This window comes from Nostoc sp. DedQUE04 (genome assembly GCF_034530995.1).
Taxonomy (GTDB): domain Bacteria; phylum Cyanobacteriota; class Cyanobacteriia; order Cyanobacteriales; family Nostocaceae; genus Nostoc.
Genome location: NZ_JAVRCA010000118.1, coordinates 1 through 12,547 on the forward strand (window position 1 = coordinate 1; position 12,547 = coordinate 12,547).

A 12,547-nucleotide genomic window follows, 5' to 3' on the forward strand; every position below is an offset into this window, starting at 1 on the left:
CTCTGTGAAGGTTGGCAGCTTGCAAAACAGACTTAACGGGAAAAGTCAGGTTCTGTGTATCTTTCACTTGCGTGCAATGTTTTTTTTGCGCGTCAGATTCAATTTTTGAGTCATTCTCCCCATTGTCGCTCGGCTAACTTTGACACCTGTTCGCTCCTCCAATCGCGAGCATAACTCCACCAAAATTGCATCATTATCTTCTTCTACCAAAGTCACTATCAATGCTATCTGTTCGCTGTTGAGTTTAGCCGTATTACCGCCACCATGTGCCTTCGGCTCAACTGTCTTGCTAATTCGATATCGCTTTACTAGCTTCTGGATAAACGTTAAACTCACACTAAATCTTTTTGCCAGGTGTCTTTGAGAACCTTCTTGATTTTTATAAGCATCAATCACTTTTTGGCGAAGGTCAGTGGAGTATGCTTTCATCCCAGATACACTTTGCTACAGCATTCATCATCTTCCCACCTTTTGTATTTCACTCAAGCGAGAACCGCTATAGTTGTCATTGTGATATCTGCTGCATACAAGCCATCATACAGTAGGGAAACCATAACTGTACAAAGCAATCTACCCAAGCTCAAATTCGGCTTGACAATTCTCTATGGCTCAAAATCTCCAATTTGGCAACCACAGTATCAGCGCCACCGAAATTGTTTCTCTGTTAGCAGGATATCAAATGCTGCCACAGTTATGCCGCAATTTGATTATCACTAGGGCGATCTCTCCTTTTGAACTCACCCTAGAAGAAAAACTCGGTGTTATTGAGCAATTCTACCAAAACCATCGCAGTACAGATAATTGGCGATCGCTTAGACGAGCAGAACGAGAATTTCTTTGTTAACCTCAGTGAAGCCATCAACGCCAATATTGTGGATGCTCAAGGTATTGGCACTATCATTGACGATGATGAATCGCCAACATTGAATGTAGCTGCCATACCTGGTGAATTGTGGCCACCCAACCACAAGATGGTTGAAGTAAAGGTCAACGTCAACGTTAGTGATGACTTTGATGCTAACCCCACCGTCCGACTCCTATCAATTACCAGCAACGAACCGGATAACGGTTTGGGTGATGGCGATACCGCAGGCGATATTGAGATTCGCTCTGATGGACGCATCTTCCTACGTGCGGAACGTTCAGGTAATGGCAACGGTCGTATCTACACCTTGACCTACAGTGCAACTGATAGCGCTGGTAACGTTACTATCTCTACCACACAAGTGCGCGTACCCAAAAATCAAGGCAAATAAACAACTCCTTATCTCCCCTTAATTATTAACGAATGTTACCCACATCTTTACTGAAAGTGAAGAATATACCGCCACAGTCACGGTTATTGACTGTTTACAAGCTGCTACAACTATAGTATCCATCGTCTGGCAATGGTTAAAATGCAGCTATTGCCAATAAAAATGTATGGTGCAAAGTCTGTGTTTTCATTTTCATCATTTACAAGACAGTAGAAAGAAATATTTTGATTAGGCTGACCGAACATTTTAGGTATTATTCTCTTAAGAAATATTTCCAAATTTGGCTCATGCCCAAAGTTACTCATCCACATCTCAAATGCATCTTGATTTAAAAATTCAGAGTGGCGATAAACATCCAGTTCATCCCAAAATTTGCCGAATGAATAGTGTTCCATCTCTGGATATAAACGTCTGCTAAATTTCAATAAGTTTGCAATATAAAGAGTGCTAATTCGGTCTTTATCGTAGCTGTGATTTATGGGTTTAGCAAACACTGTTATCTCGCCCATGCTGCTACGACCCCAGTATAAAGTTCGGCTATTCACACTATTTACAAACGCACTAATAACTTCATATGTATTTGGCTCATGGCAAAAGTTTGGGAGCAAGCACATTTCTCCTAACAAAATAGCTTCATCAAGATGCAATCTCGCCGCTTCTCCAAATTGCCGAATACAAAGTGAAAGTTTATCCATATTTTGGTAGTGATGCATAGTAATGATTTATTGTCGTAGAGAGGCATTATAGTGATGAACGAAATACCAGACTGCCCCAATGTGGTTGTCTATTGATTTTGAGAATGACAATGTTTTACGGACTAAGCGTGCAACTCGTTGCCTAACGGTATTATTGAATCGTTCGATATAACAAGTCTTACCGCTATCTTTACCGACTGCACTTCGGGCGTTTACTTGGTAACACTTGTTCGTATGCCTCCCAAAAATCTGTGTAACAAACTGCACACTGACGGTAAACTGGTGGGAGCGATCGCCATAATTGTTTTGCCGCTTGAGCGGAACGGTCTCCAATATAAACTCCAACAATTTATCGGCTCACAGCATCAATTGCAAGCCAAATCCACTGTTTATTCGCTTTTGAGCCAACAAATGACCACATCTCATCAACAGTCACGAATTAGGCTGCCAGGTTTTTTTGGTTGACTTCAACCTACTTTGGAGTTTGGTAATATTTCTGGTTGACATAGTATTGCAACCAACGTAGTGACACTCCAGTTACGCGAGCGATCGCAGAATCAGGATAGACGTTCGAGTAAGAGTTTATCGATCAACTCGCGTGTTGAGCGGTTAATCCGTTGTCGAGTTGGACTTTCTACAAATTGTCGTCCACAATTTTGGCATTTGAACCGTTGTTTCCCATAGTGAGTGTGTCCATTTTTAACAATGTTATTTGAGTTGCGTTGAGGGCAAGGCATAATTCCAACGTTGAATTTTAGTAGACCTGGGAGATGCAGTAGCTGATGAATTATCTCTACCCTTTGACCGCATTTCTCTGGAGATGATTTTTCGAGGATTGTACCATTTTAGCGTTGCCTACGACAAAGGTAACGCCGATGACCCCATTAAGTACTTTGCTGCCAAAGAAAATCAAGATTTAGGAGTTGTCAAAGCGCTGCGAAAGGCAGTCCCCAACCTGGATTTGTCTCCTTTTCCTGCACCCTCTTGACAAAAGTGCAATTATCTTAACCTCTCACTGATGGCCCCTTCCAAGTTGGCATCCTCCAGAAAAATATATGCCAAATTAGCCTCTCTCAAACTGGTTCTAGCCAAATTAGCTCCCCTCAAGTTGGCCTCACTCAAATTAGCTCTAACCAAGTTAGCTCCTTCCAAGTCAACCCCACTGAAATCCCTTTCCCCAGCAGCATATCGCTGGAGCAACTCTTCAGCATCCATAACTCAACCCCTAATACATCAACCAACACATATAAAGATAACCCACTCAACCTCTGGCAATCCCTCTTCGACCCCACCTTCAACCTAACCTTCCAAATCACCGACCTCCCCACCGGACAACTAGCCGAAGCCCAAATCACCAAATACGACCCCCAAGGTCGCCCCAACGGTGGTACAATCCTCATAGACGACGATGCCAACGGAATCGGCTGGTTCATCGACCCCACACCAGCAGACAACAGCGAATTCACCCAAACCCTCACCAACACCGCATTCCGCGCTACCACAGCAAATGTAGATTGGGTTGAGGAACGAAACCCAACACCTCAGCCATTGGATAAGACTTTTGATCGATGGACTGCGTTAGAAAATGACTTAACTAATCTGGTTATCAAGGAAAATAAAGAACTTTACATTACAGCATTTGCGGCTGTTATGAGGTACAGTAGCAGCAACTAGCAAACCAGTTTCTTAAATGTTGAGGATTTATTAAATCGAGTGCAACTGAGATTAAGTTACGGCAATGTTAATCTGTCTACTATCCAGGCACGGGATTTGATTTATCGGTGTTGGTTTCTGGTTCGATTAATATGAATGGTGGCGCCAGATTTGCAGGAAACACAATACTTGCGTCGGGCAGTAGTCAAGGAAATATTACATTTAATGGGGCAACATCAACAACAGATCCCACTAGCAATTTGCAAGTGATTTCTCAAGGGGATCTGACATACAATGGCTCTGCTAATACACGGGGAACATTCCTTGTCGGTAAAAACTTTACTTACAATGGCAGTTCAACTTTGTTTGGCTCGATTGATGTCAAAGGTAATATCATCTTGAACGGTCAAGCTACTGTTACTGCTCTTGGTGAAGGATAGTTAAATAAGTCGGAAGTCGGAAGTCGGAAGTCGGAAGTACAGTTTTATAATGGGGATTTAGTGCTTTCGTCACCAGTTTACCCCGACTGAAGTCGGGGGCTTGTCACAAGGGCGTTTTTTGTCTAGACACTCCGTGCCAGACATAATTCTTTAAAGTGGGCAACAGACTCACGATGTCCGTTTTTTTCTGACAGCGAAAGAGCGACTTGTTATTGATTATTTTTTCTTATAAGGTAAAAACTTCTCCCATATTACAGCACTTACGGCAGCTATAAGGTACATCCTCAAAGCTGAAAGCTCTGATAGGAAGGGGCAAGGATAAAAACTGTATTGGATAATAGCCGGAAGTGCTGTAAGTGAAGAGTTCATAACTGCGACTTACAACTTGCGACCTCCGACCTCCGACTTCCGACTTCCGACCTCCGACTTCCGACTTCTTTCGTTTCAGTATTTTTACGCATTCAGAAGTTCAAATTTTTGCCATTTTCTGTAGACTCTACATTGTGATAGATGCAACATGCAAGCCATGATTCAGTAGGGTAATACTAGCAATAGATATTCCTGAGTGTGTTCATCTATCTACCCAAGCACTATCTGTGCTTTTTAGCTTTCTATGGCTCAAGTTATCCAATTTGGCAACCAGACAATTACCCAAGCAGAAATTCCACAACTGCTGGCTGGTTTCCAAATGCTACCGCAATTGTGTCGTTTGTTGATTGTTGAAAAAGCGATCGCCCTAACAGAATTAACTATAGAAGAGAAATCTCTTGTCATAGAGCAGTTCTACCAAAACAATCAGTTGACAACACCGGAAGCTATAGCAAAAGCTTTAAAGCATTACAGTATGAGCCTTGAGCAACTAGAAGCTGTTGCCACGCGAGAACTGAGGATTGAGAAGTTCAAGCAAGCCACTTGGGGGACAAAGCTAGAATCTTATTTTTTGCAATGTAAATCTCAGCTAGACAAAGTAATTTATTCCCTAATCCGCACATCTGATGCAGAGGTGGCCCAAGAACTCTATTTCCGCATCAAAGCAGGAGAACAGACGTTTGCTGACTGTGCCTCGCTGTATTCACAAGGGCAAGAAGCTCAAACAGGAGGAATGTTAGGCCCTGTTCCCATAAATCAACCGCATCCAGCAATAGCACAGAAACTGACCATTTCCCAACCAGGACAGTTATGGCCGCCGATGAAATTGGATGAGTGGTTTGTGATTGTGCGACTCGAAAAGCTAATTCCGGCTCAACTAGATGATGCAATGCGCTCTACACTTTTGAATCATCTGTTTGAAACTTGGTTAGCTGAAGAAATCAGCAAAGCGCAATTGACCATACTTGAAGAGGAGGGAGGGAGTGAGGGAGTGTGGGAGCGAGAGAGGGAATCCGGGAGGCAAAAATTGGGCGTTGCATAAATGCGGGATGAATTGGCGGTTGAAACCATTGAAAACTTCTGACAAATTGAGCGAAATTATCCCATGATTCAGCAATGCCAAAAATTATACATTTCCTCACTCCCACCCTCCTACACTCCCTCACTCCCTCACTCCTCCCCCTTGGTAACAAGATGATAGAAAGCACTACCACGATTCAAGAATTTCTCGCCAGCATCTACCCATTTAATCAGCTTTCTATAACCAGTGTTGAGAAAATTGCAGAAAAACTTGAACCTTTGCGCTACCGCATGGGGCAAGCAATTTTGGTCAGAGAAACCCTCCCAGCTAGAGTAGCCATTCTTTATCAGGGGCAAGCCCGTTTATTGGGATATGCCCCTGGTGCTTCTGCCCCAGATACTCTGCAACTACTAAAACCAGGATCAATCATCGGTTGGACAAGCTTGCTGCGTGGTGTACCGTGTGAAACTGCGATCGCTTCAGTTGAAACTCTTTGCCTAACACTAAAAGCCTCCGATTTCTTAAGTCTAATAGAACTCGAACCTGCTATAGCGAATGCTTTTTGCAACCATTGCAGCCTAATTGAAGTTTTTGACCTATTGGGTGCAGAATTAGAACGTCGGGGCAAGATTCCAGATAATCTTAAAGAACTTGCGACTGCTGCAACAAAACAAGCTACTATTCTTCACTTGCCGAATGGTAAAACACCACTCTCTTCATTAGATCCTAACTTGCTGTGGTTAGTTAGCAGTAAAGGGTCTAACTATGTAGTAGGCGATCGCCTAAATCTAACGCAAGCGCAAGCCTATATCACTGGGTCAGTTCGCTTAATTGGTTTTACTGACCCTACTCTCTCACTCCCCCACTCCCTCACTCCCTCACTCTCCCTCGACTCATTATCTGAAACTGGAATTTGGGCAAACGCCCCATTCGCTCCAGAGCGCCCAGAACAAGCAGAAGAACTGGAGTCAGGGCAAGGAATTAAATATCCCTACATATCGGGTCGCGGCCCTGTGGATGGAACTCTTGCCTGTTTTCAAATGCTAGCGCAACACTTAAGAATGCCCTTTCGCCGCGATGTCTTGCGCCGTGCGTTAGTTAGTAATTTTCAGCGTACAGGCAGTACTTCTATTCAATTATGTGGTGCTTTGGGAGAATTAATGGGGTTGACATCTCAACTGGTGAATATTCCTGCTGTCACAATCTCTAAACTACAGACACCAGTTTTAATTCCCTGGCAAGATAGCTATGCAATTCTTTACAAAGCCACGGAGAAGGAATTAGTTATTGCCATCCCAGAACAAGGAATTGTCCGTAAAAAGCCAGCCGATTTTGTGGAAACTTGGGGGGAGGAGGGGCAAGTACTTCTGTTGCAACCCACCAAAGAAACTCCTCAAAAACGATTTGGCTTAAGTTGGTTTTTACCTGCTATCAAAAAACATCGTACTGTTTTAATTGAAGTATTTATTGCTTCTTTATTCGTTCAACTTTTGGGATTAGCAAATCCCTTAATCACTCAAGTAATTATTGATAAAGTTATTATTCAAAACGGGATTAATACTCTCAATGTTCTGGGCTTTCTGCTTATAGCAATGGCTGTAGTAGAGGGTATTATTACTTGGCTACGTACTAACTTGTTTGTCGATACCACCAATCGGATTGATTTAAGCCTGGGTTCGGAAGTTATCGACCACCTATTACGCTTGCCACTGCGTTATTTTGAAAAGCGCCCTGTTGGAGAAATATCCAGCCGGATCAACGAATTAGAAAATATTCGCTCTTTCCTCACTGGTACAGCCCTAACTGTTGTTTTAGATGCTATTTTCTCTGTTATTTATATTGTAGTAATGATTTTTTACAGCTGGTTGCTAACTATAGTAGCACTGGCAACAGTACCGCTCTTTGCACTGATTACTTTTATATTTGCTCCGATTATTCGCAGCCAAACTAGAACCAAAGCTGAACGCAATGCTGAAACTCAATCGTATTTAGTAGAAGTAGTATCAGGCATTCAAACAGTCAAAGCCCAAAATATTGAACTGAATTCTCGCTGGCAATGGCAATCTCGTTATGGGAAATATATTAGTGCTAGTTTTGAAAATGTTCTAACTTCTAACACTGCTAGTTCTTTATCTAACTTTTTGAATAAACTCTCCAGCTTACTTCTACTTTGGGTAGGTGCATATTTAGTATTACAGCAAAAATTAACTCTGGGACAGTTAATTGCTTTCCGTATTATTGCAGGTTATGTCACAAGTCCTTTGTTAAGGTTAATTCAACTGTGGCAGAACTTCCAAGAAACTGCTTTATCGCTAGAACGCCTCGCTGATATTCTCGATACTCCCCAGGAAACAGAAATTGCTGGGCGTAATAACATCCCCATGCCAGCTATTATTGGTGCAGTTCAATATGAAAGTGTTACTTTCAGCTTCGCTAAAAGTCCTAACCCCCAACTTAATAATGTTCACCTTGACATCGAAGCTGGTATGTTTGTTGGAGTTGTGGGTCAAAGTGGTGCTGGTAAAAGCACATTAACCAAACTCTTACCTCGACTTTATGAATTAGACTCCGGTCGGATCAAAATTGATGGCTATGACATTAATAAGGTAGAACTCTACTCCCTACGTCAACAAATCGGCATGGTGTTGCAAGACACTTTGTTATTTGATACCACGGTACAAGAAAACATTGCCCTAACTATGCCTGATGCCACACCATCAGAAATTGTAGAGGCTGCTAAGATTGCTTGCGCTCATGACTTTATCATGAATTTGCCATCGGGTTATGAAACTCGTGTTGGAGAGAGGGGTTCAGCTTTATCTGGTGGACAAAGACAAAGAATTGCGATCGCTCGTACTGTACTACAAAATCCACCACTATTGATTCTAGATGAAGCTACCAGCGCACTCGATTATGCTACTGAACGTCAGGTGTGCTTGAATTTAGCCCAAGTATTTAAGGGAAGGACAGTATTTTTCATTACCCACAGGCTAGGGACAATTCAAAATGCCGATGTGATTTTAATGATGAGCCAAGGACGAATTGCAGAACAGGGAACTCATGCAGAACTTATGGATTTAACAGGGCTTTATTACTGTTTGTACCAACAACAGGAGGCTCAAGTTTGAGCGAATGAGGAGAAGAAAATATTTTGCGAATTAACAATAGCTAAAACTTCTCACGAACTACTATTTATAAAAAGCTAATCGCTAACAGCTAAATAATTATGAGTATTAATAATGGCAATAGTAATAATGGGAATGGAAATGGCAAACACTCAAACAATGGCAATGGCAGTTCTCAAAATCCAGCAATAACTTCTGTTGACCAATTGGAACAGTTACCAACTGAGACATCTGATATTCAGCCAAAACCAGCTAATACTGCCCCACGTTATCTGACTAAATTTGACCAACCTGTAATTCTCCGGCAATCTCGCAAATGGTCAAGAGCTATCCTTTGGGGTTTGATAGCTGTTACAACTGGTACAATTATTTGGGCAAACTTCGCCAAAATTGAAGAAGCAGTTTCCGCTACTGGTAAGTTAGAGCCAACAGGTACTGTTAAAGAAATACAGGCTCCTGTTGGTGGCGTAGTTAAAGAAATTTACGTTGAAGATGGACAGCAGGTTAAACTTGGGGAACATCTTCTCAGCCTTGACCCCACTACTGCTAATGCCCAACTTGACTCTTTAAAGAAAATTCGCTCATCTCTAGTTCAAGAAAATCAATTTTATCAATCTCAAATGACAGGTGGGGCTACAGTTACTGCCACCGATGTTAAAGTTTCAAATCAAATGCTTGACCTGACCAAAAGTCGCGCTACTCTAGTTGCAGAAAACCGATTATATCGTGCCCAACTAGATGGTACAGGTGACAGTAGCGGACTAAACATCGAACAAAAAGAACGCCTCCTCTCCACTTCTTCAGAATTGGATGCGCGGTTCACTGCTGCAAAACTGGAAGTTGACCAATTAGGTCGTCAACTCAACCAAACCCAAATAAAATTGGTTAGCACAAAAGATACTCTCAAAATGAATCAGGGAATTCTCGATAATATTACCCCGTTAATGAATGATGGGGCAATTTCCAAAATTCAATATTTCAAGCAACAAGAAGAAGTTAGAAATGCTCAATCTGAAATTGACCAGCTTATCCAAGAGGGATTACGTTTGCAATCTGCTATTAATCAGGCACAAGCTAAGTTGCAATCAACCGTAGCTATTTCTCGTAAAGATTGGCTCACCCAAATTGCAGATAATAACAAAAAAGTTGCTGAAATTGATTCTCAATTGACTAAAGCGATTGTCGAAAATAATAAGAAAATTGCCGAAAATGACTCTCAGTTGAGCCAAACTCAAATGAATCTTCAATATCAGTCAATTAATTCCCCAGTATCAGGTACAGTATTTGAACTTAAGGCACATACACCAGGATTTGTGGTGACATCTAGCGAACCAATTCTGAAAGTTGTTCCTGATGATGCTCTGGTGGCTAAAGTCTACATCACCAATAAAGATATTGGTTTTGTTAAAGAGGGGATGACAGTGGATGTGAGGGTTGACTCATTTCCTTTTAGTGAATTTGGTGATGTCAAAGGGAAATTGGTATGGATTGGAAATGATGTCCTACCACCAGATCAGATTTATCCTTTCTATCGATTTCCTGCTAAAGTACGCCTGGAGCAACAATCGATTTCAATTAATGGGCGTAAAGTACTTCTGCAATCTGGGATGTCAGTCAGTGGTAATATTAAACTGCGAGAACGGACGGTGATGAGTATCTTTACAGATATGTTTAGCTCTAGTGTTGAAAGTCTCAAGTTTGTTCGTTGAAGATGGCCGAAGTTTCTGAGCTTTTCACCCAAATATTCCGACTGTTGTAAAAATCTCCACGTTGCTCCAAGCTAAAACCACCAAGCAACAATCCTAACCACACTTCCACCATCGGCATTTGCAACACACGTTGCAGTTTAACTAAAGAAATCTCATCTTTGACATTTATCAGATGGTTAGCGATCGCACTCTGCCATTTTTGGACATCCTCATCTGATGCCAAATTGCGGACATCTTCTAAAGTTGTCACCTCATCGAGCATTGCCAAAACATTCGCTTTTTCAACAGGTGCTGCTAGAGAATCACCCGATTCAGTAGAATGTGAAAATTGGTGTGGGCCGTGTGGTTTAAAGGTTTGTGGTGTTTGCGGTTCAATCAAATCATCTAAATCTAAGTGCATTGTTGTCCGTACTAGACCAGCAAAGAGATCGGTCCTAACAACAGGCCCCAAAAGACTATTGCGGTCGCGGGTATCTTGCAACAGCACTTCGGCACGAGATTTAAGAATATCTGCAATTTGACTGAAGGCAAGCGCTGCGGTTGATAACTGTGCCTCCAAGGGTAATTTTTCTAGCTCGGCATCCAAACAATCCCACATAGCATCAAGGGAAGAAGTTGGTGGAGATTCAGACAACTCATCAAGCACATCCCAAATTGTTAATTGACGATACGTAGTCATCTCTAAGATTGTGGATGCAAGGGGCAAGGCCGCACTGGGCAGTAACTTGAGGTAATTTCAAACATATCCTTATATTGATATAGTGAAACACTGTATTGTTTTGCAAACGCCTGCAACACCTGATCTGTATAGGCGCGGATCTTGCCAGCCGTTAGTCCAAAGCAGTGAATTGGTTCTAAGCGACAAATAGGTTGTTGCCCCAGCCAGAGTTCTGCGCCCAAGGCGTGCAATGGCTTATCCCCTGATTCTTTATACAAATACAGCACTGCAAAATATGTTGCTGGGGGTTCGACTGCGATCGCATCCAATTGCGCGGAATTATCATCGGTTCGACGGCGGTAGAAAGAACGGCGATTATGGCAAACTTTAGGATTCCAGCATCCATCCCCATTTGTCCCGTGTAAAACTTTAGCTTTAGCCGTTGGCAACTTGGCACATAACTGACACTTAGGATCGAGTGGCTTTGGCATATCTACTCCACTTCATCCTCTCCAATCGCACGATAGTAAGCAGCGATCGCGGCTTCTTGTTCGCTGCGGAGGGTATACCGTCTAAACGCTTTCTCGCTTTGATGCCCCGTCAACTTTCGTGCATGACTGGGATCAACGCCCAATAGCAATAAGTCAGTAGCGTAAGTATGCCGAAAGGAGTGAGGATGTAAGTCTTCAATATGAGCAAGTTCGCCAATTTTTTCCACGGCGAAGTAAATGCCGTGATAACTCAAGCGTTCACCTTTATATAAAGCATGGTGTGAAATCATCAATGGGCTAAGGCTAGTCAACACGTCTCCTTGTTGTTCGCGCGTAAGCAAATACTCTGCCAAAACAAAGCGACTCTCTTTTTTTAGTGGGACTAAACGTGGTTCGTTGGTTTTGGTATCGGGTAAAAACAGTAGCTTGCCATCAAACGACCCAACATTTAGTTCCACAATTTCTCCAGCACGCAGCCCGTGACTGAGAATGTGAACAAGTGCTGTATCGCGTTGCTTTGTCTCTTGGAGCAATTCCAAAGCTGACCATACCCGTTCCATTTCTTCAGGGGTCAAACTTTGGGCTGGTGGCAATGGCACTTTTTCCAGTTTAATACCCAGCGTGGGATTAGTAGAAATTATGTCAGGATACGTATAGCACATCCATTTAAAAAAGCTTTTGAGTGCAGCCACTCCCGCATTGATGCTGCTTTTGGAAAGCGGTTTACCTGCATCAGTTTTTACTTCATCTCGGAGATATTCTTTATATAGCGCAAGGTGACGTGGACGCAGTTCATGATAATGTAGCTCACTCCAACCCAAAAACCGCTTTAGTTCGCGTTCGTAGAGTTTGCGGCTGTTGGGTGCGAGATTGTTGCTGCGTAAAAATTCCAGAACTTTTACCCACCGAATATCGGTTGGTGGTCTTGTACTACTTGTACTAGTGGTGCGCCCAAGGAGCGATGCAGTTTCAGCGTTTAGGGGGATGAGTTTAATCGGAGGTAAATTATTTAGTTCAGGGTTATTCACAATAATTATGCGATCGCACTGGGTGGCTCTGAATTTAAAAATTCAGTATATGTCACTGTAAGGATAAAATGAGCAACTTTGAAAGCATAAGTTGAGCAACAG

Annotated in this window: 12 protein-coding genes and 2 pseudogenes; 7 read left to right on the top strand and 7 right to left on the bottom strand. The window is 42.4% G+C overall.

All coding sequences use genetic code 11. The features are described from left to right. Positions 1-63: 63 nt before the first annotated feature. Positions 64-429: a helix-turn-helix domain-containing protein gene (locus RM049_RS38375; RefSeq protein ID WP_322707982.1), complete on the bottom strand. Its 366-nt coding sequence runs from the start codon at positions 427-429 to the stop codon at positions 64-66. A 175-nt stretch (positions 430-604) separates the two neighbouring features. Between RM049_RS38375 and RM049_RS38380 the strand changes: the two genes are divergently transcribed. Continuing rightward, positions 605-844, top strand: a complete 240-nt coding sequence (locus tag RM049_RS38380; protein ID WP_322707983.1) for a hypothetical protein — start codon at positions 605-607, stop codon at positions 842-844. Then, the gene (locus RM049_RS38385) at positions 765-1,256 is read left to right on the top strand and encodes a hypothetical protein (protein WP_322707984.1); all 492 of its coding nucleotides are present in this window, start codon (positions 765-767) and stop codon (positions 1,254-1,256) included. Before RM049_RS38380 ends, RM049_RS38385 begins: the two co-directional genes overlap by 80 nt. Positions 1,257-1,366: 110 nt before the next feature. Here RM049_RS38385 and RM049_RS38390 read toward each other — a convergent pair whose 3' ends face one another. Then, a complete protein-coding gene (locus RM049_RS38390) occupies positions 1,367-1,951 on the bottom strand; it encodes a hypothetical protein (protein ID WP_322673088.1) in 585 nt (194 codons plus the stop codon). A gap of 27 nt (positions 1,952-1,978) precedes the next feature. Beyond that, a pseudogene (locus RM049_RS38395) lies at positions 1,979-2,688 on the bottom strand (IS1 family transposase). A 14-nt stretch (positions 2,689-2,702) separates the two neighbouring features. Between RM049_RS38395 and RM049_RS38400 the strand changes: the two are divergent. Then, positions 2,703-2,927 (top strand): annotated as a pseudogene (locus RM049_RS38400) (IS4 family transposase); the annotation flags it as partial. Between the two features lie 23 nt (positions 2,928-2,950). Here RM049_RS38400 and RM049_RS38405 read toward each other — a convergent pair. Continuing rightward, complete coding sequence (locus RM049_RS38405) at positions 2,951-3,166, bottom strand: pentapeptide repeat-containing protein (protein ID WP_322707985.1); 216 nt, start codon at positions 3,164-3,166, stop codon at positions 2,951-2,953. Between the two features lie 590 nt (positions 3,167-3,756). On the opposite strand from RM049_RS38405, the gene RM049_RS38410 reads away from it, so the two are divergent. The 4 genes from RM049_RS38410 (at position 3,757) to RM049_RS38425 (ending at position 10,268) form a co-directional block, all read left to right on the top strand. Next, positions 3,757-4,044: a hypothetical protein gene (locus RM049_RS38410; protein ID WP_322707986.1), complete on the top strand. Its 288-nt coding sequence runs from the start codon at positions 3,757-3,759 to the stop codon at positions 4,042-4,044. Positions 4,045-4,657: 613 nt separating this feature from the next. Beyond that, entirely contained in the window at positions 4,658-5,455 is a 798-nt protein-coding gene (locus RM049_RS38415; RefSeq protein WP_322707987.1) for a peptidylprolyl isomerase, read from the top strand. Between the two features lie 152 nt (positions 5,456-5,607). Beyond that, positions 5,608-8,562 carry a peptidase domain-containing ABC transporter gene (locus RM049_RS38420; protein WP_322707988.1) on the top strand — a complete coding sequence of 985 codons (2,955 nt, stop codon included), beginning with the start codon at positions 5,608-5,610 and terminating at the stop codon, positions 8,560-8,562. Between the two features lie 98 nt (positions 8,563-8,660). Further along, complete coding sequence (locus RM049_RS38425) at positions 8,661-10,268, top strand: HlyD family efflux transporter periplasmic adaptor subunit (protein WP_322707989.1); 1,608 nt, start codon at positions 8,661-8,663, stop codon at positions 10,266-10,268. Here RM049_RS38425 and RM049_RS38430 read toward each other — a convergent pair. From RM049_RS38430 to RM049_RS38440, 3 genes are read right to left on the bottom strand one after another with little or no spacing between them, the layout of a single operon-like run. Next, the gene (locus RM049_RS38430; RefSeq protein WP_322707990.1) at positions 10,252-10,947 is read right to left on the bottom strand and encodes a hypothetical protein; all 696 of its coding nucleotides are present in this window, start codon (positions 10,945-10,947) and stop codon (positions 10,252-10,254) included. The genes RM049_RS38425 and RM049_RS38430 overlap by 17 nt on opposite strands. Positions 10,948-10,949: 2 nt before the next feature. Next, complete coding sequence (locus RM049_RS38435; RefSeq protein WP_322707991.1) at positions 10,950-11,417, bottom strand: hypothetical protein; 468 nt, start codon at positions 11,415-11,417, stop codon at positions 10,950-10,952. 2 nt (positions 11,418-11,419) lie between these two features. After that, positions 11,420-12,448 carry a site-specific integrase gene (locus tag RM049_RS38440; protein ID WP_322707992.1) on the bottom strand — a complete coding sequence of 343 codons (1,029 nt, stop codon included), beginning with the start codon at positions 12,446-12,448 and terminating at the stop codon, positions 11,420-11,422. Positions 12,449-12,547 lie beyond the last annotated feature (99 nt).

Bases quoted from the DNA above. Each gene is read 5' to 3' on its own strand.
- RM049_RS38375 (WP_322707982.1), bottom strand. From the start codon at position 429: ATGAAAGCATACTCCACTGACCTTCGCCAAAAAGTGATTGATGCTTAT.
- RM049_RS38380 (WP_322707983.1), top strand. From the start codon at position 605: ATGGCTCAAAATCTCCAATTTGGCAACCACAGTATCAGCGCCACCGAA.
- RM049_RS38390 (WP_322673088.1), bottom strand. From the start codon at position 1,951: ATGGATAAACTTTCACTTTGTATTCGGCAATTTGGAGAAGCGGCGAGA.
- RM049_RS38405 (WP_322707985.1), bottom strand. From the start codon at position 3,166: ATGGATGCTGAAGAGTTGCTCCAGCGATATGCTGCTGGGGAAAGGGAT.
- RM049_RS38410 (WP_322707986.1), top strand. From the start codon at position 3,757: ATGAATGGTGGCGCCAGATTTGCAGGAAACACAATACTTGCGTCGGGC.
- RM049_RS38415 (WP_322707987.1), top strand. From the start codon at position 4,658: ATGGCTCAAGTTATCCAATTTGGCAACCAGACAATTACCCAAGCAGAA.
- RM049_RS38420 (WP_322707988.1), top strand. From the start codon at position 5,608: ATGATAGAAAGCACTACCACGATTCAAGAATTTCTCGCCAGCATCTAC.
- RM049_RS38425 (WP_322707989.1), top strand. From the start codon at position 8,661: ATGAGTATTAATAATGGCAATAGTAATAATGGGAATGGAAATGGCAAA.
- RM049_RS38430 (WP_322707990.1), bottom strand. From the start codon at position 10,947: ATGACTACGTATCGTCAATTAACAATTTGGGATGTGCTTGATGAGTTG.
- RM049_RS38435 (WP_322707991.1), bottom strand. From the start codon at position 11,417: ATGCCAAAGCCACTCGATCCTAAGTGTCAGTTATGTGCCAAGTTGCCA.